At 69.2% G+C, this 23442-nt stretch carries 25 protein-coding genes; 4 read left to right on the top strand and 21 right to left on the bottom strand.

Going from position 1 to position 23442, the window contains the following annotated elements; genetic code table 11:
• Positions 1-121 precede the first annotated feature (121 nt).
• Complete coding sequence (locus F8A92_RS14885; protein WP_153505960.1) at positions 122-337, top strand: biotin/lipoyl-binding carrier protein; 216 nt, start codon at positions 122-124, stop codon at positions 335-337.
• A 10-nt stretch (positions 338-347) separates the two neighbouring features.
• Here F8A92_RS14885 and F8A92_RS14890 read toward each other — a convergent pair whose 3' ends face one another.
• The 19 genes from F8A92_RS14890 to infA all read right to left on the bottom strand — a co-directional run bounded on the left by F8A92_RS14890 (position 348) and on the right by infA (position 18520).
• Positions 348-3071 carry an ATP-binding protein gene (locus F8A92_RS14890; protein ID WP_194291516.1) on the bottom strand — a complete coding sequence of 908 codons (2724 nt, stop codon included), beginning with the start codon at positions 3069-3071 and terminating at the stop codon, positions 348-350.
• A gap of 28 nt (positions 3072-3099) precedes the next feature.
• A complete protein-coding gene (locus F8A92_RS14895) occupies positions 3100-3954 on the bottom strand; it encodes an ABC transporter permease (RefSeq protein WP_153505962.1) in 855 nt (284 codons plus the stop codon).
• Positions 3955-3963: 9 nt separating this feature from the next.
• Complete coding sequence (locus tag F8A92_RS14900) at positions 3964-4899, bottom strand: ABC transporter permease (RefSeq protein ID WP_153505963.1); 936 nt, start codon at positions 4897-4899, stop codon at positions 3964-3966.
• Positions 4900-4963: 64 nt separating this feature from the next.
• Positions 4964-6544, bottom strand: a complete 1581-nt coding sequence (locus F8A92_RS14905; RefSeq protein WP_153505964.1) for an ABC transporter substrate-binding protein — start codon at positions 6542-6544, stop codon at positions 4964-4966.
• The gene (locus F8A92_RS14910) at positions 6541-7575 is read right to left on the bottom strand and encodes an ABC transporter ATP-binding protein (protein ID WP_153505965.1); all 1035 of its coding nucleotides are present in this window, start codon (positions 7573-7575) and stop codon (positions 6541-6543) included. The genes F8A92_RS14905 and F8A92_RS14910 overlap by 4 nt, the downstream gene beginning before the upstream one ends.
• A complete protein-coding gene (locus tag F8A92_RS14915) occupies positions 7572-8603 on the bottom strand; it encodes an ABC transporter ATP-binding protein (RefSeq protein ID WP_228389475.1) in 1032 nt (343 codons plus the stop codon). Before F8A92_RS14915 ends, F8A92_RS14910 begins: the two co-directional genes overlap by 4 nt.
• 115 nt (positions 8604-8718) lie before the next feature.
• Entirely contained in the window at positions 8719-9864 is a 1146-nt protein-coding gene (locus F8A92_RS14920) for a CaiB/BaiF CoA transferase family protein (RefSeq protein WP_194291517.1), read from the bottom strand.
• A complete protein-coding gene (locus F8A92_RS14925; RefSeq protein ID WP_153505968.1) occupies positions 9861-11630 on the bottom strand; it encodes an AMP-binding protein in 1770 nt (589 codons plus the stop codon). The genes F8A92_RS14920 and F8A92_RS14925 overlap by 4 nt, the downstream gene beginning before the upstream one ends.
• A gap of 136 nt (positions 11631-11766) precedes the next feature.
• On the bottom strand, positions 11767-12483 hold the full coding sequence (deoD, locus tag F8A92_RS14930; RefSeq protein ID WP_153505969.1) for a purine-nucleoside phosphorylase: 717 nt from the start codon (positions 12481-12483) through the stop codon (positions 11767-11769).
• A gap of 29 nt (positions 12484-12512) precedes the next feature.
• Positions 12513-13193 (bottom strand): hypothetical protein, encoded by a 681-nt coding sequence (locus F8A92_RS14935; protein WP_153505970.1) that lies wholly within the window; start codon positions 13191-13193, stop codon positions 12513-12515.
• Between the two features lie 39 nt (positions 13194-13232).
• Entirely contained in the window at positions 13233-13796 is a 564-nt protein-coding gene (locus F8A92_RS14940) for an AAA family ATPase (RefSeq protein ID WP_153505971.1), read from the bottom strand.
• Positions 13797-13831: 35 nt separating this feature from the next.
• Positions 13832-14725, bottom strand: coding sequence for a tRNA pseudouridine(38-40) synthase TruA (truA, locus tag F8A92_RS14945; protein ID WP_194291518.1), 894 nt, complete (start codon positions 14723-14725; stop codon positions 13832-13834).
• A 22-nt stretch (positions 14726-14747) separates the two neighbouring features.
• Entirely contained in the window at positions 14748-15278 is a 531-nt protein-coding gene (gene rplQ / locus F8A92_RS14950) for a 50S ribosomal protein L17 (protein WP_153505972.1), read from the bottom strand.
• A gap of 61 nt (positions 15279-15339) precedes the next feature.
• Complete coding sequence (locus F8A92_RS14955; protein ID WP_153505973.1) at positions 15340-16386, bottom strand: DNA-directed RNA polymerase subunit alpha; 1047 nt, start codon at positions 16384-16386, stop codon at positions 15340-15342.
• Positions 16387-16475: 89 nt separating this feature from the next.
• Positions 16476-17081 (bottom strand): 30S ribosomal protein S4, encoded by a 606-nt coding sequence (gene rpsD / locus F8A92_RS14960; protein WP_153505974.1) that lies wholly within the window; start codon positions 17079-17081, stop codon positions 16476-16478.
• Between the two features lie 28 nt (positions 17082-17109).
• Complete coding sequence (gene rpsK, locus F8A92_RS14965; protein ID WP_153505975.1) at positions 17110-17511, bottom strand: 30S ribosomal protein S11; 402 nt, start codon at positions 17509-17511, stop codon at positions 17110-17112.
• Between the two features lie 63 nt (positions 17512-17574).
• Complete coding sequence (gene rpsM, locus F8A92_RS14970; protein WP_153505976.1) at positions 17575-17946, bottom strand: 30S ribosomal protein S13; 372 nt, start codon at positions 17944-17946, stop codon at positions 17575-17577.
• Between the two features lie 187 nt (positions 17947-18133).
• On the bottom strand, positions 18134-18247 hold the full coding sequence (rpmJ, locus tag F8A92_RS14975) for a 50S ribosomal protein L36 (protein ID WP_018682809.1): 114 nt from the start codon (positions 18245-18247) through the stop codon (positions 18134-18136).
• A gap of 51 nt (positions 18248-18298) precedes the next feature.
• Positions 18299-18520: a translation initiation factor IF-1 gene (gene infA, locus F8A92_RS14980; protein ID WP_153505977.1), complete on the bottom strand. Its 222-nt coding sequence runs from the start codon at positions 18518-18520 to the stop codon at positions 18299-18301.
• A gap of 408 nt (positions 18521-18928) precedes the next feature.
• Here infA and F8A92_RS14985 point away from each other — a divergent pair, with 408 nt between their 5' ends.
• Positions 18929-19831 (top strand): hypothetical protein, encoded by a 903-nt coding sequence (locus tag F8A92_RS14985; protein ID WP_153505978.1) that lies wholly within the window; start codon positions 18929-18931, stop codon positions 19829-19831.
• Between the two features lie 130 nt (positions 19832-19961).
• Here F8A92_RS14985 and F8A92_RS14990 read toward each other — a convergent pair whose 3' ends face one another.
• Both F8A92_RS14990 and F8A92_RS14995 read right to left on the bottom strand, forming a co-directional pair.
• Positions 19962-21074, bottom strand: coding sequence for an acyl-CoA dehydrogenase family protein (locus F8A92_RS14990; RefSeq protein ID WP_153505979.1), 1113 nt, complete (start codon positions 21072-21074; stop codon positions 19962-19964).
• The gene (locus F8A92_RS14995) at positions 21071-22279 is read right to left on the bottom strand and encodes an acyl-CoA dehydrogenase family protein (RefSeq protein WP_153505980.1); all 1209 of its coding nucleotides are present in this window, start codon (positions 22277-22279) and stop codon (positions 21071-21073) included. The genes F8A92_RS14990 and F8A92_RS14995 overlap by 4 nt, the downstream gene beginning before the upstream one ends.
• Before the next feature lie 132 nt (positions 22280-22411).
• Here F8A92_RS14995 and F8A92_RS15000 point away from each other — a divergent pair, with 132 nt between their 5' ends.
• A complete protein-coding gene (locus F8A92_RS15000; RefSeq protein ID WP_194291519.1) occupies positions 22412-22903 on the top strand; it encodes an NUDIX domain-containing protein in 492 nt (163 codons plus the stop codon).
• 113 nt (positions 22904-23016) lie between these two features.
• On the top strand, positions 23017-23442 hold a 426-nt coding region (locus F8A92_RS15005; RefSeq protein ID WP_153505982.1), incomplete at its 3' end, for a hypothetical protein.

A 23442-nucleotide genomic window follows, 5' to 3' on the forward strand; every position in this document is an offset into this window, starting at 1 on the left:
CTGCTGTGCGACTGGGTCCACGACGCCTACCGGATCATCCCGCGGCTCACCGGCCGGCCCACCTTCGGAGCCCGGCCCTGAGCCCGGTCCGCTGCTGCAACGCCCCTACGAAAGGAATGTCATGGCAGAAATGATCGAGTCGGAGATCGTCGCCAACGTCTGGAAGGTGCTGGTCAAGCCTGGTGACGCGGTGGCCGAGGGTGACACCGTGATGATCCTGGAGTCCATGAAGATGGAGATCCCGGTCGAGATCGAGAACGCTGGAACGGTCAGCGCCGTGCATGTCGCCGAGGGCGACTCGGTGACCGAGGGCGGCGCGCTCGTCACCGTCGAATAGCGGTTCGGCGCTAGAGGATCCCCTGGCGGGTCGCCTCGACCACCAGCTCGATCCGAGACCGGCACTCGAACATCCGATAGAGCCGCGACAGCCGCGCCTCGACCGTCTTGCGGCTGAAGTGGATGACCTCGGCGATCTCCCTGTTGTTCAGCCCGTCGCGTACCAGCGCGATCATGTGGCGGTCGTCCTCGGAGAGCTCGTCGTTCTCGCCACCACCCACCGGCGGGACGGCGCCGTCCCTCGCGTGGGCCGCGATGCCGTCCGTCGCGTGGGCCGCGATGCCGTCGATCGCGAGCCAGCACAGCGAACGCGCGCGCAGCGCGCCGTCGAGGACGGCCGCCAGAAGCGGTGGGCTGTCCCCGGCCTCCGTGGCCAGCGACAGGGCGAACTCGGCGTCGGCGAACGGATGCCGGTCACGTAGTCCCGCGATCCGCTCCCGCATGTCGACCGCCGTCGTGCCGTCCCCGGCGATGACGGCGGTCAGCGCCGCGTAGAGCTCGGCAGCCCACCAGCCCGCATCGTGCGCGATGTCGCAGACCCGCTGGATGAGGTCGACGTCGACCTCGCGGCCCTCCAACACTGCGCGAGCCTTCTCCAGCAGCACCTCGGCGATCCCGCCGCCGCGCGAGTTCTGGGCCTGGCGGGTCGACGTCCCGAACAGGTCGACCACCGCGGCCACGTTGCCCTTGCGGAACTCGATCTGCGCCTCGAGCAAGGTCAGCCAGGCGAGGTTCGAGCGCAGCTCCATGAACTCCAGATCGATGGCGGCCCGGCGAATCAGCGCGAGCGCGTCGTCCCACCGACCGGCGGCGGCGAGCAGCAGCCCGTCGGCGAACGACCGCTGGCCGCCGAGATCGAGCCGCGACCCGCCGGTGTCCCGGTCGACCGTCGCGAGCACCTCACGGCACGCCCGCACATCACCGGTCTTCGCGTAGAGGTAGGCCAGGGATTCCGCCGCAGCGACGGCTCGTCCGGTCGCGGCGCCGCGCGCCAGGGCAGACCGCATCAGCGTGTCCAGGCCGGCCGTCGCATAGTCGAAGATCACCCGGTCACCGACGATGGCGCCGACGTGACCGAAGAAGGACAGCGTCACCTCGTCCGGCCGCTCCCCCTCGCCCTCGGCAATCTGCCGCATCCGCCGCAGGTGCGGGTCGAGCTCGGCCCGCAGGCCCTGCGTCGCGAGGCTGGCGGTGTGCTGGGCGAGGAACCGCGGCTCTTCCGGAAACTCGGCGATCGCCGCGCGAGCGTGCCGTACAGCGGTCGGCCACTCACCCATGGCGAAGGTGGCGCCGATGACAACCGAATGGAGCTCCGCGCGGATCTTCGGGTCGTCGCATACCCGCAACGCGGCAAGGCCGGACTCCACGGCTCGCGCCGGACGCGAGCCTTTCCAGTAGGCGGTGGTCTGACCGAGCATGCACTGCACGCGCCGGGCGGTGTCCGCGGGCGAGATGATCTTGAGAGCGCGCTCGTACCACTGCGCCGCCGAGAGCGGTCGGCGAGCTGCGAGGTCCGCTGCGGCGCCGAGCGCGGCGTCGATGGCCACCTCGTCGCCGCGGTCGGCGCCCATCACGAGGTGACGCACGTGCTGCGGGTCCCCGGTGCGCGCCAGAGCCTTGGCGAGATCCTTGTGCAGGTGCTTGCGCTCCAGCGGGCCGATGTCCTCCAGCAGCATCTCCCCGACGAGCGGGTGGACGAAGAAGTAGGCGCCGTCGGGGCGCTCTTCCAGGATGCGGGCCTCGATCAGCCCGTCGAAGGCCGCCGCCACGGCGCCCGCCGGGAGCCGGGCGATATCGTCGAGCACCGGGATGTCCTCCAGCGTGACTGGACCGAAGATGGCCACGAGGCGCGCGACCGTCCGGCGGGCGTTGTCCTGCATGAACAGCCGGTGCAACAGCGCGCCGCGCTTGGTCATGCCGCCGCCCGCGTGCTCGTCGGTGAGGTAGGCACGATCGCGGCGCAGCGCGATCCGCGAACGCTGACCGAGCAGCTGGACGGCGGCGATCGCGAAGAGCGGATTGCCGAGCGAGTACTTCTCCACGACGTCGAGCAGCCGATCGTCCGCCGACGCGCCCAGCTCACTCTGCACGAGCGCGGCCAGATCGCCCCGGTGCAGCCGCTCGAGCTCGTGGACCTCGCCTCCAGGTCCTTCCACCATTCGTCCGATGGTCGAGATGACGCGAGAATCGCTGCTCATCGCCTCCGTCCGCGCACTGCAGACGATGAGCAGGCCGGTCAGCCCGGAGTGCCGGGACAGAAGCGAGATCGCCGTGATCGACTCTTCATCGCCCAGGTGCGCATCATCGACGAGCACGGCCACCGGGGCATGCGTCGACACCGAGCGGATGAAGTCCTCGAAGAGTGCATAGATCGTCTGCACCGGCTGCGTGTCACCGACCAGATCACCTACGGCGTCGAGAATCTCCTGCGCCCGACGCTGGTCCGCGGCATCGTCGAGCTTGTCACGCACCGACATCACCAGGGCACGAAGCAGAGCGAACGGCATCGCCTGTCCCTGCTCCTGACACAACGCGTCGAGCAACGCGACGTCGGATCCAGACTCCTGCCGGATCTCTCCGATCAGACGAGTCTTGCCGATCCCCGGTTCGCCTACCAGGGCGACGATCCGGCGGGCCCCACTGCGCAACGAATCGATGAGGCCGGCGGCCCACCTGGTCGATTCCCGGCCGTCGGCGAGCGAAGGACCGTCCGGCGCGGTGCGTCCCGAGGTCACTATCCGCTCCATTTCGTCGCTGCCGATGCTACACACCAACCATTGTTCGATTGCGTCGTCGTTTGGTCACCGCAATGCCTTCCCAGCGATCAGCCAGTGCATCGATCAGTGAGTTGACGGCCAGAACCGTCAGCACGATGGCGATGCCGGGAGCGTAGATCGCGTACGGCGCGCTGGAGAGATAATCGAACGAGCTGCGCAGCATCGTGCCCCAGCTCGCGGTCGGGGGCCGCACGCCCAGGCCCAGGAACGACAAGCTCGCTTCCGCAAGGATTCCGGTGGCGAACAGCAGAGCGGACTGGATGACCACCGGCCGCAGGCTGTTCGGGAGCACGTGCCGCAGCAGGATCCGCAGCCGGCTGCTTCCGTAGGTAGCGGCCACTTCCACGAACAACCGCCTCCGCAACGAGAGCACCTGTCCCCTGGTGATACGCGCGATGATGGGCGAGAACACGACGCCGACCGCGATCATCGCCTTGGTGATTCCGCCGCCGAGAGCGGCGCCCACACCGATGGCGAGCACGAGAGAGGGAAACGCCAGGAGAGTGTCCACGACTCGCATCAGGACGGCGTCCACCCAGCGGCCGAAGTAGCCGGCCGCCAGACCGAGCGGCACACCCACCACCAGCGCCGTCACGACCGCGGTCATTGACGCGAGGATCGACGTTCGTGCGCCGTACAGCAGCCTGGTCCAGCTGTCGCGTCCGGTGTCGTCCGCGCCAAGGAGATGACCGGCCTGGCCGATACCCGCGAACGCGTCCGGGCCCTGCAGGTCCGGGTGCCCGGTGCTGATGAAGGGCGCTAGCAGCATCAGCGCGACCAGCGCAGCAAGGAAGGCCGCCGCGACGAACGCGCGCAGGTCAGACCTCAGAAATCGCCACATTGACTTCACCTAACGGGTTCGTGGATCGGCAACGCGGTACAAGATGTCGACGACAAGATTGACGACGATGACGATCGCGGCGGTGATCAGCACAACCCCCTGGATGATCGGGTAGTCCTTCTGCAGGGTCCCGGTGACGATCTGGCCGCCGAGACCACCGACTCCGAACACCGCCTCGATGACGACCGTCGTGCCGAGGAAGCTGTTGAAGACCAGCCCGGCGATGGTGAGCGTCGGGACGGCGCAGTTCTTGAACGCTCGGAACACGACCTGTTTCTGCGGCAATCCCTTCGCGCGGTGGGTTCGGACCGCGTCGGACTGCATCGCGGTGATCATCGCGCCGCGGACCTGCCGCGCGACCTCCGCCGCGCCGACCACCCCCATGGCGGTCGCCGGCAGGATCGAGTAACCGATCGCTCCCCCAAGGTCGTCTAACGGGCTGACCGAACCGCTTGCCGGGAACAGCCCCAGGGTGAGCGCCAGGGAGGTGACGAGGATCAGCCCGAACCAGAAGCTGGGCAGGGAGTGCCCGATCGCAGCAAGGGCCGACACGATGCGGTCGATCCAGGAGTTCGCACGCCATCCGGCGAGCACGCCCGCCACGATGCCCACGACCACGGCGATGATGAATGCGAGGACCACGATCGTGAGGGTCACCGGCAGGGTCCGCAGCAGCGCCGGCAGCACCGGCTCGTGCGTGAACAGCGATTCGCCGAGATCGCCCTGTAGGGCGTGGGTGAGCCACGACCAGTACTGCTCGACCAACGACTCGTTGAGCCCGAGCGAGTCGCGGATGGCAGCCACCTGCTCGTGGGTCGCGGACTCTCCCGCGATCGTCACCGCCGGATCACCGGGGATGATCTGCACGAGCAGGAATACGACGACGCTCGCGAGCAGAATTGTCGGGATCGCCGCGAGCAGCCGCTTTCCGATAGTGGCGAGCACCGCCTACCTCCTCCGTCCGCGGCGTGGCGGCGCACCGAGGCGCGCCGCCACGCCCAGGTGGTCACTAGGACTTCTTGCCGATCCACAAGAAGCTGGGGTCGGCCTTGCCGTACAGCGACGGGTAGTAGCCCTTCACCTTCGGCGCGTACGCCGTCACCAGCGGCACGTGCACCATCGGCAGGAACAGCAGCGTGTCGGCCTCGTACTGGGCGGCGGCGTCGAACGCGCTGACCCGTTCCTTCAGGCCGGTCACCTCGTTGCCGGCCGACAACGCCTGCTCGACCCCGGGCTCGGCGTACTTGCCGCCGTTGAAGTAGCCGGTCGGCGAGAGCAGGTTGTCGTAGGTCTGGCTCGGGTCCGGTCGTCCGGTCCACGACGCGCAGTACATCCCGAACTTCTGGGCGACGTAATCGGCGGTCGCGGTACCGACCTCCTCGATGTTGATGTTCATCGTGATGCCGACCGCCTTGAGGTAGCCCTGGATGATCTCCAGCTTGCGCTGCTCGCCTGGGCCGTTGAACCCGACCACGTTCACCTCCGGGTTCTCGACACCTGACTCCGCGACGAGCTCCTTCGCCTTCTTCACGTCGTACTTGTAGGGCCACTCGACCGACGGGTGGGCCCAGTAGTCCTTAGGGAACAGGCCACTCGCTATCTCACCTCCGGCGCCGAAGGTGAGGGAGTTCTTCATCCCTTCGTAGTCGATCGCGTACGCCATCGCCTGCCGCAGCTGGAGGTTGTCGGTGGGCGCCATCGACGCGTTGATGTAGCAGCCGTCGACACCAAGTGAGGTATCGGCGGAGACCACGAGATCGGACTTCGCGTTCAGCGACTTGTAGGTCTGGGCATTCAGGCGGGTCACGAAGTCGACCTGACCGCCCTGGATCGAGTTCACGAGAGTCTGAGTGTTCGTCATGAACTTGAAGGCGAGCTTGTCCAGGTAGGGCTTCCCGTCCTGCCAGTAGTTCTGGTTCTTCTCCAGTACCAGCGAGTCACCGGGCGAGAAGCTCACGAACGAGAACGGGCCGGTTCCGACCGGCTTCTTGGTGAGCGCGTCGGGATCGCTCTGCAGGGCAGCGGGCGAAGCCATCATCCCGGCCCGGTCGGCGAGCTTGAGCAGGAGAGAGGAGTCGGGCTCCGCCAGCGCGAGCTTCACCGTGGCGTCGTCGACGACGTCGACCGAGGTCACGGAGGCGAGCTCGGCCTTGACGTTGGAGACGGGATTGGTGCGCCCACGGTCGAGATTGAACTTGACCGCGTCGGCGTTGAACGGCGTCCCGTCGTGGAAGGTCACGCCCTGCTGCAGATGCAGGACGAGCGTCTTGGGGTCGGGGTTCTCCCATGACTTCGCCAGACTCGGTACCGGCTTCATCTCGTCGTCGAAATTCACGAGCCGGTCGTAGATCGGGTACAGCGTGACATGGTCGCTGCCGGCGCCGCCGCGCAGCGGGTCCAGCGAGGACGGCGAGAGGGCGTAGCCGATCCGCAGCTCGCCGCCGGAGACCGGATCACCGTAGTCGGTATCGACCTTCTGTGCGGCTCCGGAGGCCCCGCCACCGCAGGCACTGACGAGGAGCAGCAACGCACTCGCCAACGCCAATAGGATTCCGGGCTTCCGGAACCGGCTGTCATGCCGTGTACTCATCCATTCTCTCCATTCGTGAGGGACGACAGATGACCGCCGACCAACGTGAGCTCATCGGCGAAGTGGCAACGTGATCGGTGCCCGTCGGCGAAGTTGTGCACTTGCGGAACCTGCTCGCACAGGTCGGTCGCGAACCTGCAACGGGTACGGAACCGGCACCCGCTCGGTGGATTGAGGGGGCTGGGCAGCTCACCGCGCAGCACAATCCGGCGATCTGTGCGCATCGAACGCGGGAGCGGCACCGGTTCGGCCGATAGCAGCGCCTCGGTGTAGGGATGCCTCGGCGTGCCGGTGACCTGCCGGGTCGTCCCGGACTCGACGAGCTGGCCGAGGTACATCACGCCGATCCGGTCGCAGATCCGCGACACGACGCCGATGTCGTGCGAGATGAACAGGTAGGCGATACCGGACTCCTGCTGCAGGTCCATCAGGAGGTTCAGGATGTCCGCCTGGATCGACACGTCCAGGGCCGAGACCGCCTCGTCACAGATCAGCACCCGCGGGTCGAGGGCGAGCGCCCTGGCGATGTTGACCCGCTGCCGTTGCCCGCCGGACAGATCCCGTGGCCGCCGACGACCCTGCTGCTCGGTGAGCCCCACTCGGTCGAGCAGCTCGGCGACCTTCGTCCGCGCCCGGCGGCCCTTGGCGATCCGGTTGACCAGCAGCGGTTCGGCGATGGACGCCTCGACCGCCAGCCGGGGGTCCAGGGCCTCGGTGGGGTCCTGGAAGACCATCTGCACGGCACGGCGCGCCCCTCGTGCCGTCCGGCCACCCCCGGACGGAACCGGTGCGCCGCCGGCTGTCACTCGCCCGCCTGCGATCGGCGCCAGCCCCATGATCGCCCGCGCGAGGGTGGACTTGCCCGATCCGGACTCGCCGATGATGCCGAGTGTCGAGCCGGCCGCCAGGTCGAAGCTGACCCCGTCGACCGCACGCAACGTCCTGCCGCGGCCGAGGCTGAAGCGCACCTGCAGGTCGTCGACCGCCAGCACAGGGGGGACGGCCGTGGCCGCCGTGGAGACCGGGCTCATCCGGCATCACCGGCGACCGGAGCAGTCGCCCCCGCGAGCTCGAGCTCGTCCGCGAAGTGGCACCGCGATCGCGCGGGCGCTGCGCCTGCGACGAGGCGCAGCTCAGGATGCTGATCACGGCAGCGTCCTCGCGCGTGGGTGCAGCGGGCCTCGAAGCGGCACCCCGCGGGCATCTCGTGGAGTCCCGGGACCCGACCGGGAATGCTGCGGAGCCGATCCTCGCCATAGGTGGCCACCGGGATCGAGCAGATCAGCCCGCTGGAGTAGGGATGATGCGGGGTCACCAGCAGGTCGTCGACCGCCGCCGTCTCGACCACCTCCCCCGCGTACATCGTGATCACCTGCTCGCACAGCTCGGCAACGACGCCGAGGTCGTGGGTGATCATCAGCAGCGCGGTTCCGCTCTCGGCACAGGCGTCGCGCAACAGGTCGAGGATCTGTGCCTGGATCGTCACGTCGAGCGCGGTCGTCGGCTCGTCGGCGATCAGCACCGACGGCTCGCCGGCGAGCGCCACCGCGATCATCACGCGTTGGCGCATGCCACCGGAGAGCTGATGCGGGAAGTCCCGCATGCGCGCCCTCGGGTCAGGGATCCCGACCTGGCGAAGCAGCTCCTCGGCGCGAACCAGAGCGGTTCTGCGGCCGACGTCGCCGTGCGCGCGAACCGTGTCGGCGATCTGCGCGCCGATGCGCTGCACGGGGTCGAGGGCGGATTGGGCGTCCTGGAAGATCATCGCGATATCGCCGCCGCGCACTGTGGTCAGCTCTCGGTCACCAAGCCCGACCAGCTCGCGACCGGCCAGCTGGATCGACCCGGTCACCTCGGCGCTCGTCGGGAGCAGACCCATCAGCGACAACCCGGTCACCGACTTGCCACTACCGCTTTCGCCTACCAGACCGGTGATCTGGCCGGCGCGCAGCTCGAACGACACATCGTGGATGGCCTGGAGCGGGCCGTCCGCGGAGTCGAACGACACGGCCAGGTCCGCGACCCGCAGGATCGGACGGTCGGGGTCACGCTCGGCCACTTCAGTCCTCCACGGCAGGTAACGGAGCCGAATGCAATCGGCGGCTTCAGCCATGATCCGTTGCGCCACAGGGATTTCACAGTGGGTGACTCCCTACCAAAGGTCCGGTAGGGACCTACCTTCCAGTCGCGGAGGGCCGCTCGAGAAGGTGCTCCGTGTCGCCTCCGAGAGGAGGCACTACAGCGCGTCTGGGGTCGGAGGTAAGGCCCACATTGCCTACTGGACCGGGCGTCCAGTACGACGGGCCATCCGGAGCCGACACCCGGAGAAGACGCTCCTCACGCAGTGCGCGCATCGCGTAGTCGCGGGACGTGAGGACCGGACCACACGGGATGCCGTACTGCTGCATGAGCGCCACGATGTCGTCGCGATCGCGCTCGCGACACCATTCGGCCACCGCGTCGTACGCCGGCTCGCGGGCGTACCCAAGCATCTGCTGATAGTCCGTCAGCTGCGGATCGTCGATCTCGAGCAGGCCGCAGAACGTGGCCCACTTCCCCGCGCCGATGGGAGCGAGGTAGACGTCGCCGTCGCGCGCCGCGAACGTGCTCGAGAACGCCGTCGCGACCCGATTACCGACAGGGACTGGCTCCTGTCCGCTGACCGACGCCTGCAGGAAGTGCGCGGATGTCGACGCGTATGCATCCAGCATGCTGATGTCGACGAGGCTTCCCTCACCGGTTCGGTCTCGCTCGCGGAGCGCGAACATGATGCCGAGCGCCGCGTGGTAGGCGGCGATGTGGTCGGCCACAAATGCCGATGCGAGGACCGGGGCGGTGCCCGGCGATCCGGTGGAGGCCGGGATACCGGACATGCTCTGAACGATCCCGTCGTATGCGCGCACGGCCCGGTCTGCACTGGTGATCCCGAAGCCGGTGATGTGCGCGACGACCAGTCGCGGGAACCGGGTGGACAGCTGGTCGAAGCCGAAGCCCAGCCGGGCCGGCACATCGGCGCTGTAGTTGGTGAGCAGGACGTCGGCGGACGAAAGCAGCTTGTCGAAGGAGAGTCGGTCGGCCTCGTCCTTCAGGTCCAGTACCACCGAGCGCTTGCCTCGGTTGTGGCAGGCGAAGTAGACACTGTCGCCGTCGACGATCGGTCGCGCACCGCGGCTGAAGTCACCGGCCGGTGGCTCGACCTTGATCACGTGGGCACCATGATCGGCGAGAATCTGCCCGCATTGCGGTCCGGCGATGGCATGCGTCAGCTCGATGACGGTGATCCCTGCGAGAGCGCCGTCGCTCGGCCCCGCGGTGTTCACGACGTCCCCGCCGCTCGGGCCGCCGTCGCGACGCTTGATGGCGTCGGTAGCTCGAGCAGGTCGACCTTGCGCACCTTGCCGGTTGCGGTACGCGGCAGCTCGTCGATGATGACGAACTCGGGGACCTTGTAGCCGGCGACGTGCGCGCGTGCCCATTCGGTCAGCTCCTCGGGTGACGTCTCGCGGCGACCGTTGAGCTCGACGTAGGCGCGCGGCCGTTCTCCGCGTTCGCGGTCGGCGACCCCGACCACGGCGACGGCCGCCAGCGCCGGGTGCTCGACGAGCAACGACTCCAGCTCGGTCGGGAAGACGCTCATCCCGTTGACCTTGAGCATCTCCTTGCGGCGGCCGATGTAACGCAGGCAGCCGTCGTCGCGGATCGCACCGAGATCACCGGTGCGGAACCAGCCGTCGCTGATGCATTCGGCGGTCGCCTCCGGGTTCCGCCAGTACCCCTTCATCAGCGACGGCGTCCGCACGAGGATCTCGCCCCCGACGTTGCTCGGCAGCACCTCGCCGGTCTCGAAGTCGCAGACCTTGATCTCGGTCCCCGGGACCGGCAGGCCCACGAAGGTCGGCTCGCCGAGGAGGTCGAAGTCGTCGTTCTGGAAACCGACGACGAAGGTGTCGCTGGTGTGCGTCTCGGTCATCCCGTACGAGCCTTCGCGCAGCACGGAGTGCGGCCCGGCGCGATCGCGCCATTGCTGGCGGATGAGGGGGGTCAGCTTGGTCACGAACGACATCGTCGATGGGCTTCGAAGGCTCGACAGGTCACGGACGACGATCTCCGGGTCGTCCATCAGCTCGAGGTAGTTGTCGACCGTCCCCGACATGCCGTGCACACCGAACCGGTCGATCGCGGCGAGCACCGCCTTGGCATCCCACCGTGTCAGCAGCACGCAGGTCGCCCCGGTGTACACCGGCTGGATGACCGCGATGTTCTCGCCGGCGATCCAGAACACCGGCAGGTAGCTCAGGCTCACGGAGTCGGACGTATCAGCGCCCGTCTCGAACGTTCGCCGTACCGTCGCGGACGCCGCCGCGGTGTAGAGCATCGTGCCCTGGGTGTGCTCGCACCCTTTCGGTCGACCGGTCGTACCACCGGTGTAGTTCAGCGCCGCGGTGGCGTCGAGCTCCGGCGCCGGCAGCGTGACCCCGGCGGTCGGTGTCGCGACGACCGCGGGCCACATCGCGTCGACTCCGCCCGGATCAGCTGCCGGTTCGGTGGAGAAGGGTGTGCGCATCGCCGAATCCGCGCCGGCGTAGTCCGCGATGTGCAGCCCGACGACCAACGCGAGGTCGGTCTGCGGCCGCACCGCGTCGATGAGGGCGGCGTAGTCGGCCTGCACGATCGCGACGGTCGCCCCCGAGTCGACCAGCTGCTGGCGGACCTCGGCCGCCTTGAACATGGGATTGAGCGGGACGACGACTGCACCCGCCCGGATCACTCCCCAGTAGGCCACGACGTACTGCGGGCAGTTCTGCATCATCAGCGCGACCCGGTCGCCACGTGCCAACCCGTTCCCGATCAGGTAGGCGGCGACGGCGTCGCTCTCCTGGTCGAGGCGTCCGAACGTCAGGTCCCGGCCGTAGAAGTGCACGGCCGGCTTGTCGGCGTTGATCCGCCCGCGCCACCGGAGGTAGTCGCTCAGCGGTCGCTCGCCGTTGACGTACTCGACCGCCCGGGGGATCCCGGCGGGCCAGGACTCCCGTCGAGCGGCCTCTTGCTCACGGAGGATCTGCAGCTGCGCGTCTACGGTGCTCATCGGCTCCACTCTCTCGCCCACACCGGTTCACGGTGTGCGCAGCCGACTCTAGCCACGGCATCCCGCCGACGCGCCGCCTGCGCGCGCGTCAGCGGGAGCCAGTGGGCACATCGAGGCATCTCCCTACGTAACCGGATCAGACGCCGTGGACGGCGACGATCGTCTCGAGAGCCATCTCGACCATGTCGCCGAAGGACTCCTGGCGCTCCTGCGCCGAGGTCTCCTCCCCGGTGATCAGGTGGTCGGAGACCGTCACGATCGCCAGGCCCTTGCGGGCATATTTCGCGGCGAGCGTGTACAGGGCGGCGGCCTCCATCTCGACGGCGAGGACGCCGTACTCGCTGGTGCGGCTGACCAGCTCGGAACGGTCGTTGTAGAAGGAGTCGGAGGAGAAGATGTTGCCGACGTGCATGCTGGTGCCGCGGTCCTGGCCCACGCCGTACGCGGCCTGCAGCAGCTCGAAGTCGGCGATCGGCGCGAAGTCGATGCCCTCGAAGCGCAGCTGGTTGAGGTTGGAGTCGGTGCACGCGCCCTGCGCCAGCACCACGTCCCGGATCTTCACGTGCTCGTGCATCGCGCCGGCCGACCCCACCCGGATCACCGACTGCACGTCGTAGTCCTTGAGCAGCTCGGTGCAGTAGATGGAGAACGACGGCAGCCCCATGCCCGAGCCCTGCGCCGAGATCTCCATGCCCTTGTAGGTGCCGGTGAAGCCCAGCATGTTGCGCACGTCGGTGTACTGCTTGGCGTCCTCGAGGAAGTTCTCGGCGATCCACTTCGCCCGCAGCGGGTCGCCGGGCATGAGGACGTAGGGTGCGATCTGGCCGGGCTCTGCCCCGATGTGAATGCTCATGCGCTCACCCTAGAGGGCGGCCGCCGCGGCTATTTCTGGTAGTCGCAGATGTCCTCGTACTCGTTCTCGAACCCCTTCAGGACACCGGCCACCGAGGCGCTGCCCGAGCCGTCGATGTCGCAGATGCGGTAGCCGTCGCCGTCGTCCAGCAGCCGCACCGTCAGCGTGGCGTCGTCGGTGATGCCCTCGGGCGGGTCGTCCAGCTCCCACGCGACCGCGGCGATCCGCACGCCGTCCACCGCCGCGGTCGTCGACTCGGTGGCGCTGCCCTCGGCGAAGTGCAGGCCGTCGGGTACCGGCTCGCCATCGACGATCATCTCGATGTCCTCGAGGATGTCGCCGCGGCCGCGGTCCTTCATGGCGCCCTCGTCCTTCTCGTCGACGGCGGCGAAGAACTCGGCGGTGACCTGCTCCGCCGCCGAGGCGCCGCCGGTTGTCGCGGCGGCGCCGGTGCCGCTCACCCGCGCGGGCGAGCGGAGCAGGAGGAGCACCGTGAGGCCGACGGCGAGCGCCAGGACCGCCAGCGCGGCGATCCCGAGCGGCGCGCGCGACCGCGCCGCGGAGGCGGGGCGCGCGCCGTACGAGGCGCCGTACGGCGTCCCGTAGCTACTGGGCGGGACCGGGCCCGGCACGCGCGGGGCGGGCGGCGGGTAGCTCACCTCGTACCGCACCTCCGGGCGCGGATCGTGCGGGAAGCGCGGCTGGCTCATGGCGGCCTCCGGTCGGGCTGGACGGGCTCGGGGCTGTCCTCAGACGCTCGGGACCCTGCCGCGGATCCACTCCACGATCTGCTCGATGCCCGGCCGGTACCCGTCGCTGGTGTCGACCTCGAGCGTCGGGACGTCGAGATCCAGCGGCTCGTACAACCCGTCGTCGAGCTCGTCCTTGAGCTCGTCGGCTCCGTCCGCGCCCTCGTGCACGGGGTGCCGGTCGCCGTCGTCGTCCCGGTCCTCATACCGGTCGACCAGCTCCTCCGGCGGCGCCGCGCAGTGCAGCTGCAGCGGCTCGCAGAGCGGGATCAGCCGGCCGATGTCGGCCTCGGAGATCCCGTGGTTGAAGTTGGCCTCGATGACGATCGCGTTGCCCGATTCGAGCGTCTTGCGCGCCGTGAGGTACATCAGCCGCATCGAGGTCTCGCCGAGGTGCCGGGTGACCTTGCGGGCCACCGCACCGATGCTGTCGTAGAGCTCCTCCTTGATCGCGTCCTTGGAGATGATCGGGATGGCCAGCGCCTCCGCGACCTTCTCGCCGAGGGTCGTCTTGCCGGATGCCGGCGGCCCGTTGACGACGAGCAGCAGTGGTTTGTCGGTCATGCCTACAGACCTTGCCAGGTTCGGCGGCCGGATGCTCAGTCCCGGTCGCGCCGGTTGCGGGTCACCGCGTTGCGCGCTTCGAGCTGCTCGTCCGGCGGGTACTCCACACCGGTCAGGGTGAGACCACCGGGCGGCGCGACCGTGATCTCGCTGGAGCGCTCCGCGAGCGCCAGCAGGCCGGCGGGCCAGCCGATCGGCCGGCGGCCCTCGCCCACGGCGATCAGCGCGCCGACGAGCGAGCGCACCATCGAGTGGCAGAAGGCGTCCGCGACGACGTCCGCCCGGATCACCCCGTCCGGCTCGCGCGCCCAGTCGAGCCGGTGCAGGGTGCGGATCGTGGTGGCCTCCGGGCGCCGCTTGCAGTACGCCGCGAAGTCGCGCAGCCCGAGCAGCTCGTCGGAGGCCGCCTGCATCGGCGCGGTGTCCAGCGGCCGCGGCCAGTGCACCACGTCGTGGCGACGCAACGGGTCGATGCCCCACTCGTGGTCGCTGATCCGGTAGGCGTAGCTGCGGGACAGGCCGCTGAAGCGTGCGTCGAAGGAGCCGGTGACGACCCGGTGCGCGCGCACCCGCACGTCCGGCGGCAGGAGCCCGGCCAGCCGGCGGGTCAGCAGGCGCTCGTGCGCGGCATACAGCCCGGCCGGCAGGTCGAGGTGCGCCACCTGGCCGGTGGCGTGCACGCCGGCGTCCGTGCGACCGGCCACCGTGAGGCGCACTGGCTGCCGGAGGATCAGCTGCAGCGTGCTCTGCAGGACGCCGCACACCGTGCGGCGGTCCGGCTGGACCGCCCACCCGGAGAAGTCGGTGCCGTCGTACGCGATGTCCAGGCGCACCCGCACGAGCCGGTCCACGCCGTCCCCGGCAGGCAGCGAGAGCCCGCCACCCCGGGTGGGGGTGGCGGGCTCTGGCGGTGCGGGATAGCTGGTCATCGAGGACCGGTCATCCGCTGCGTTACTCGGACTCGTCCTCGCGCTTGCTGTCCGAGGCGGCCTCGGCCGGCTCGTCCTGCTCCTGCGTCGCGGCGGCGTCCTCGGCGGGCTGCTCGGCCTCGGCCTTGGGCTGGTCCTTCTCGAACTTCGCGCCGCGGGCGGCCTCGGCCTCCTTGACGACCTGCGTGGTCGCGGAGGCTTCCTCGACGAGCTCGATGATCGCCATCGGCGCGTTGTCGCCCTTGCGCGGGCCGACCTTGATGATGCGGGTGTAGCCGCCCGGACGGTCCACGTAGCGCGGGCCGATCTCGGCGAACAGGTGATGGACGACGTCCTTGTCGCGGATGGTCGACATCACGATGCGGCGCGCGTGCAGGTCACCCCGGCGGGCGAAGGTGATCAGGCGCTCTGCGAGCGGACGCAGACGCTTGGCCTTGGCCTCGGTGGTGGTGATCCGGCCGTGCTCGAACAGCGCGGTAGCGAGGTTGGCCAGCATCAGCTTCTGGTGCGATGCGCTACCGCCGAGACGGGCGCCCTTGGTGGGCGTGGGCATGATCGGTGCTCCTGTCGGTTACTGCTTCTTCGATGTGTGGGATGCGGCGTACCGCGCTGGGCTAGAGCTCTTCGGTCTCGGCGTAGTCGGCGTCGTCCTGGCCGCCGGCGTCGGTGAAGCCGGTGTCGAACTCGTCGTCGTAGATGCCGGTGATCTGCGAGGGGTCGAACGGGGAGGAGTCCTTCAGCCCCAGGCCCATGCCGTGCAGCTTGAGCTTGACCTCGTCGATCGACTTCTGACCGAAGTTGCGGATGTCGAGCAGGTCCGCCTCGGTGCGCGAGACCAGCTCACCGACGGTGTGGATGCCCTCGCGCTTGAGGCAGTTGAAGGAGCGGACGGTGAGGTCCATGTCCTCGATCGGCATCGTGTACGACGCAAGGTCGGCGGCCTCGGACGGCGACGGGCCGACCTCGATGCCCTCGGCCTCGACGTTGAGCTCGTGGAACAGCCCGAACAGCTCGACGAGGGTGCGGCCGGCCGACGCGATCGCGTCCCGCGGGGTGATCGACGGCTTGGTCTCGACGTCCACCACGAGGCGGTCGAAGTCGGTGCGCTGCTCGACGCGGGTCGCCTCGACGTTGTAGCTGACCTTCATGACCGGCGAGTAGATCGAGTCGACCGGGATGCGGCCGATCTCCTGGCCCTGCTGCTTGTTCTGCGGGGCCGGGACGTAGCCGCGGCCGCGCTCGACCGTCAGCTCGATCTCGATCGAGCCCTTCTTGTTGATCGTGCCGATCTTCAGGTCGGGGTTGTGCACGATGACGCCGGCCGGCGCGGCGATGTCGCCGGCGGTGACGTCGCCGGGGCCCTGCTTGCGCAGCACGACGGTGACCGGCTCGTCCTCCTCGGAGGAGACGACGAGCTCCTTGAGGTTCAGGATCAGCTCGGTGACGTCTTCCTTCAGGCCCGGGACCGTCTGGAACTCGTGGAGGACGCCGTCGATCTTGATGCTGGTGATCGCGGCACCAGGGATCGACGACAGGAGGGTGCGGCGCAGGGAGTTACCGAGGGTGTAGCCGAAGCCGGGCTCGAGCGGTTCGATGATGAACCGGGAGCGAAGGTCATCGACGCGCTCTTCGGTGACGGTAGGACGCTGCGAAATGAGCACAGAGTTTTCCTTTCTGGCAGATCGCCCGCTATATGACGATCAGCGCGGTGTGGGCCCTGGGTGCACAGGGCCCACACCGAGGTGGATGACTACTTCGAGTAGAGCTCGACGATAAGCTGCTCGGCGACAGGGATCTCGATCTGAGCGCGCTCGGGGAGCTGGTGCACGAGGACCTGCAGCGTGTTCGGGTTGACGTGCAGCCACGCCGGGACCGGGCGCTCGCCCATGGTCGCCTTGGCGATCTCGAACGGGGTGCTCGACAGCGACTTGCTCTTGACCTCGATGATGTCGTACTGCGAGACGCGGAAGCTGGGGATGTTCACCTTCTGCCCGTTGACGGTGAAGTGCGCGTGCGACACCAGCTGGCGGGCCTGGCGGCGGGTGCGCGCGATACCGGCGCGGTAGATGACGTTGTCCAGCCGCGACTCGAGGATCTGCAGGAGGTTGTCACCGGTCTTGCCCTGGCGACGCACCGCCTCCTCGTAGTACCGACGGAACTGCTTCTCGAGAATGCCGTACGAGTACTTGGCCTTCTGCTTCTCCTGCATCTGAGTGCGGTACTCGCTCTCCTTGATGCGGTTGCGCCCGTGCTGCCCCGGGGGGTACGGACGACGCTCGAAGCTCTGATCGCCGCCGACGAGGTCGACGCCCAGACGACGGGAGATACGGGTCGCGGGACCTGTGTAACGTGCCATTTCTGCCTAAACCTTTACCTTCCCGCGCCTAGACGCGACGACGCTTCTTCGGACGGCAGCCGTTGTGCGCCTGCGGGGTGACATCGGAGATGGTGCCGACCTCGAGGCCGGCGGCGGTGAGTGAACGAATCGCGGTCTCGCGGCCGGAGCCGGGGCCCTTCACGAACACGTCGACCTTCTTCATGCCGTGCTCCTGCGCCTTGCGGGCGGCGTTCTCGGCGGCCATCTGCGCCGCGAACGGCGTGGACTTGCGCGAGCCCTTGAAGCCGACGTGACCGGCCGAGGCCCACGAGATCACCGCGCCGGTCGGGTCGGTGATGGAGACGATCGTGTTGTTGAAGGTGCTCTTGATGTGGGCCTGGCCCACGGCGATGTTCTTCTTTTCCTTGCGGCGGACCTTCTTGGCGCCCGCGCGAGTCTTGGGAGGCATGTGGCCTTCTACTCCAAAGTGGTGTGAGGAATCAGCTGATGGTCGATGAGCGAGAAGGAGCTACTACTTCTTCTTCTTGCCGGAGATCGTCTTCTTCGGGCCCTTGCGGGTGCGCGCGTTCGTGCGGGTGCGCTGTCCGTGGACGGGAAGACCGCGACGATGGCGGATGCCCTGGTAGCAGCCGATCTCCATCTTGCGACGAATGTCAGCCTGGACCTCACGACGGAGGTCACCTTCGACCTGGAGGTTCGCGTCGATGTACTCGCGCAGCTTGACAAGGTCCTCTTCGGTGAGGTCCTTCACGCGGGTGCTGCCGTCGATGCCGGTGGCCGCGATGGCCTGCTCGGACGACGTACGGCCGACGCCGTAGATGTAGGTGAGGGCGATGACCGTGCGCTTCTCGCGCGGGAGGTCGACGCCGGAGATGCGTGCCATGTGCTTCGTGGCTCCTTGTGGGTGCGGTACCCGGTGTTGTTACGAGGTGTGGACTCGCGCACCCGGGCTAGCCACAGCCCGGCCCCGGCCTCGTAACACCAGGGGTCTTCCACTTCAGGAAGTTCGGAGAGTCCTATTTCTTGTTGTGCTGCATGCCTGCGGCGTACGCCGCGGGCGGCCGGTGCTGCTAGCCCTGACGCTGCTTGTGGCGCAGGTTCTCGCAGATCACCATGACGCGGCCGTGGCGACGAATGACCTTGCACTTGTCGCAGATCTTCTTGACGCTGGGGTTGACCTTCACGTGATGCCCTTACGGAGTTGTTCGAGGATGGGGACGAGCGGACGCGGCGTACTACTTGTAGCGGTAGACGATGCGCCCACGGGTCAGGTCGTACGGCGAGAGCTCCACGACCACGCGGTCCTCGGGGAGGATGCGGATGTAGTGCTGGCGCATCTTGCCCGAGATGTGTGCCAGGACCAGGTGCCCGTTCTCCAACTGAACGCGGAACATCGCGTTCGGAAGGGGCTCGACTACCTTGCCTTCAACCTCGATTGCGCCGTCTTTTTTCGCCATAACCTCTAACCATCGTCTGCATGCGGCGGCACCAGCCCTGGTGGGCGGTGCCGGTTCGTGCCGGGCGCGACTGAGGGTGGTTCTGGATCCGCGGCCACAGCGGATGGGTTCAGAACTAGCGCACGCCAACGAACAACTTTACGCCAGGGCGCGAATTATCACAAAGGGCCGCGCGAGCGACCTCGATCACGTACCCGGGCGTGTCGGCCGCCGGCCGCTCCCCGTGGACTTGCTCCCCCGGACGGTTGTCGGGCGACCTCCCGGGGCGACGACGCCCCGTTCTGTCGCCGGTTAGCGGTCCGGGCGAGGTCGCCGACCGGGTGCTCGTCGTCCACAGGGCGCCGAGCGCCTCCACAGCCGGGCGGCGGCCCGTCGCCACCGCAGCGCGAGCACCCCATTGTCGCAGCCATGTTCTCTCGACAACGCCTTCCTTCCCCCATCGCAGAACGGGCCGCCCAGCCCGGGGCGATCACCACCACGCGCGAGCTGCGCGAGTGCGGGGTGACGCCCGACGGCATCCGCTCGCTCGTCGGGCGCGAGCTGACCCGCCTCGCCGGCGGCGTCCACGCGATTGCGCCCTCCGCCGGCTGGGACCACTACCTCGCGGCGTCGCTGGTGCTGGCAGGCGACGGCGGGACGGCGTTCGGCACGACCGCGCTGGCGCTGCACGAGCTCGGACCGCGGGTGCTGCCGATCGAGGTGCTCGCGCGCACCCACGATCGCCCTCGCGGGAGGCCATGGGTGCGGTTCGTGCGCTCCGACTACCCGGGCCGGGTCGTCGAGGACAAGGAGCCGCCACGCATCGCACTCGAGGACACGGTCATCGACGTCGTCGGCACGCTCGACGAGCTGGACGCGATCGCGCTGGTGAGCCGCGCGCTGCAGGAACGCCGGACAGCGCCGCAGCGGCTGTCGGCGGTCGTGGATCGGCGACGACGGGTGCGCCATCGGGCGCTGCTCGACAGGATTCTCGCCGATGCGGCCGGGATCGAGAGCGCGCTCGAGCGGGTGTACGACGACCTCGTGGTGACCGCGCACGCGCTGCCGCCGATGCGCCGGCAGTACGTCGTCCCGGGCAGCGGCCACCGGTCCGACGGCGCATACCTGGACGCGCGCGCCCTGGTGGAGCTGGACGGCGCGGCGTACCACGACCGCAAGCGGGACCGAGCACTCGACAACCGCCACGCCGGGCTCGGATGGGTGACGTTCCGGTTCGGATGGGCCGACTGCTGGGTCACCCCGTGCAGCACCGCCCGGGTGCTCTGGGGCGGCCCGCCGCCGAAGCGCTGCCGGCGCTGTCCAGCCGACTAGCGGTGGACGGACAGCCGGCCGGCACCGGCCGCTTGTCGTGGAGCGTCTGGGGGCGACGACGCCCCGAACCGCGCCAGCTCGACCGTCCGTGGGCGGACGGTCGAGCTGGCGGCGGTACAACGGGTGGGGGCTAGGCCGGGAGGTTGATGAGCTCCCCGAGCCAGGTGCGGTGCGCGTCGGCGCGGCCGAGCGCCAGCGAGTCGGCTTTGGCCCGCTTCACCATCAGGTGCGACGGGTTCTCCCACGTCATACCCTGCCCGCCGTGCATCTGCAGGCACTCCTGGGCCGCGTGGACGGCGCTGACCGACGCGTGCGCCTTCGCGACGGCGGCCGCGATCGGCAGGTCGGCGTCGCCCCCGCCGGCGCACGCCGCGGCGTACTTCGCGGCGGCCTGCAGCTGCGACACCCCGACGTACACGTCGGCCATCCGGTGCTTGAGCGCCTGGTACGACGCGATCAGCCGGCCGAACTGGTAGCGCTGCTTCATGTAGGCGATGGCCGTGTCCAGGGCGTTCTGCGCCACGCCGAGCATCTCGCACGCCAGCATCGCCGCGCCGATGGTGAGCGCCTCGCGGACGGCGCCCGCGGGGTCGCCACCGAGGGAGGTGCCCTGCGCGCCGTCGAGGGTGATGTCGGCGAGCGGCCGCGTCATGTCCAGCGAGACCGACGCCGCGATGGTTGCCTCGGACGCCGCCACGGCGTACAGCCCGTCGGCCGCCGGCACGACGAGCACGTCGGCGGCGAGCGCGTCGGCGACCACCGGGATCCGCCCGGTCAGCCGGCCCTCCGAGACGGTGACCGTCGGCGTGAACGGCGCCGTCGGGGACGCGGTGAACGGCACCGCGAGGGTGGCGATCTTCTCCCCCGACGCGATCTGCCCCAGCAGGTGGGTCTCGCCGGAGTGCAGCAGCGCGGCGGTGGCGAGGACGGCGCTGCCGAGGTACGGGACCGGCGCGGTCGCGCGGCCCAGCTCGGTCATCACCACGCCGACCTCGCGCCACGAGGCGCCGGCGCCGCCGAGCTCCTCGGGGACGGCGAGCCCGGCCAGGCCGAGCTCGCTCGCGAGCTGCGTCCACAGCGCGCGGTCGGTCTTGTCCTCGGCCTCGGTGCGAGCCAGCACGTCCTGCCACGCGGCCCGCTTGGTCAGCAGTCCGCGCAGCGTCGAGGCGAGCTCGTTCTCCTCGTCGAGGTCGATCAGCGCGTACTGGCTGCCGAGGACGGTCTCGTTGGCGGTCGTGGTCATCGGGGCAGATCCTTCCAAGGCACATCCTTGTCGACGCGGTACTCCGGCGGCATGCCCAGCACCCGCTCGCTGACGATGTTGCGCATGATCTCCGAGGTGCCGCCCTCGATCGAGAGGCCCTTCCAGCGCAGGTAGCGGAAGCCCGGCACGCGGGAGTTGCGGGCCGAGACGTCCGGGCGGCCCATCGTGTAGTTGTCGTAGCGCAGGCCGTCGTCGCCCTCCATCTCCAGCTCGAGGCCGGTGAGCCGCTGGGTGAGGTTGGTCAGGCCGAGCTTGACGGCCGACCCCTCGGGACCCGGCGTGCCGGCCGCGAGCTGCTGGCCCAGCCGGATCTGCGCGAGCCGCAGGGCCTCCGCCTCGACCCAGCTCTCCAGGAGCCGGTCGCGCAGCGCCGGCGAGTGCTCGGGCGCCGAGGTCCAGGTCCGCACGGCCTCACCGATCGCCTCGGTGCCGCGCTTGGCGACCTTGCCGCCGATGGCCACGCGCTCGTTCATGAGGGTGGTCTGCGCGACCGCCCAGCCGGCACCGATCTCGCCGAGCCGCTGGGAGTCGGGGATGACGACGTCGTCGAGGAAGATCTCGTTGAACTCCGCCTGGCCGGTGATCTGGCGCAGCGGGCGGACGTCGATGCCGGGCGTGTCCATCTTCACGTAGAAGTAGGTCATGCCGCGGTGCTTGACCGCACTCGGGTCGCTGCGGGTGACCAGGATGGCGTACTGCGCGTGGTGCGCCAGCGACGTCCACACCTTCTGCCCGTTGATCACCCAGTCGCCGGACTCCTGCTGCACCGCGGAGGTCGACAGCCCCGCGAGGTCCGAGCCCGCGCCGGGCTCGGAGAACATCTGGCACCACACCTCCTCACCGGTCCACAGCGGACGAAGCAGGCGCTCCTGCGTCTCGCGGTCGGCGTACGCCAGGATCGTGGGGGCGGCCATGCCGAGGCCGATCACGTTGATCGACGAGTTGTTGTCGGGTGCTCCGGCCGCCGCGAAGGCGTCGTTGACCTCGGACTGCAAGGAGCGGTCCAAGCCCTTCCCGCCGAGGCCCTCGGGGAAGTTCACCCACGCCAGGCCCGCGTCGTATCGGGCACGCAGGAACTCGAGTGGGTCCGTGCTCGCGGGGTCGTGCGCGTCGAGGAACTCGCGCACTTCCTGCGCGAGCTGGGCAGCTTGGGTGCCCCGGTCCGCGCTCAGCTCGACAGCCATCGCTACCTCCAGATCGAAAGGGATACCTACGTTCTACAGAATCCGATTCGGTTAGCCAATGCCGACCCACGCACCAGGCGCCATCGCGGACGCCGGCCGATCCCGCCCGGCCGCGCGCGTAGGGTCGTCGGCGTGAGCATCGAGGACGACCAGAGCCCGGTTCTTCGGCAGCGCATCGGCGCGTACGGCGTCCTGGTGCGCGACGATCGGGGCCTCCAGGAGCTGCTGCTGACCCGCATCTCGCCGACCGACTACGGCGCCGGAATGTGGACCCTGCCCGGCGGCGGCATCGACCACGGAGAGCACCCCGACGACGCCGTGGTGCGCGAGGTCTACGAGGAGACGTCGCTGATGGTGCGCGTGCGCGCCGTGCACACCGTGGCGAACCTGCACGTGATCGGGCACAACCGCCAAGGCGTGCTGGAGGACTTCCAGGGCGTCGGCATCATCTACTCGGTCGAGCCCGTGCCCGGCAGCGACCTGGACCGGCTGCGGGTGGTCGAGGAGGACTCCTCGACCGACCTCGTCGAGTGGGTGGCCTTCGAGCAGCTGACGCTGCGGCGCCTGACGAACGTCGCCTGGAGCGCGGTCGAGCTGCTCGGCATCGCGACGCGCCCGGACTGACGTCAACATCACGCCCTCGCGCGCCTCGCATCTTGTTAGGCTCTTGGCAAGATTCGTAACCAATTCGTGACGGCAGTGCGCCGTCCCGTTCGCCCCCTCGAGGTCCTCCCGTCTTGCTGCGTACCAAGCTGCTCACCGCCGGCGTGCTCGTCGCCGCACCCCTGGCCGCCTGGGGCGCGTCGGCGTACGCCGACGCCCCGACGGCGCTGCCGGCGCTGTCCGTGGCACCGAACCCGGTGATCCCCGAGGGGCAGCTCGTGGTGCGCGGCAGTGGCTGCGTCGGCAGCGGCGGCACGCCGGGCGTGGTGAGCGTGGCGCTGCGCCACCCCGACGGCAGCTCGTCGGTCAGCACGGTCACGGCCGTCGACGCCAGTGGTGGGTGGGCCACCGCGTACACCGCGCCGGCCGCCGCAGGGACCTACCAGATCACCGCCACCTGCGACCTGTACTCGACCGCGACGCCGTACGCGGCCGCCTCGGTCACCGTCGTGCCCGGCGGCGGGTCGGCGCCGGCCGCCGGGGCCTCCACGGCCGTCCCG

Origin of the sequence: Cumulibacter manganitolerans, assembly GCF_009602465.1 — a bacterium.
Lineage (GTDB): Bacteria > Actinomycetota > Actinomycetes > Mycobacteriales > Antricoccaceae > Cumulibacter > Cumulibacter manganitolerans.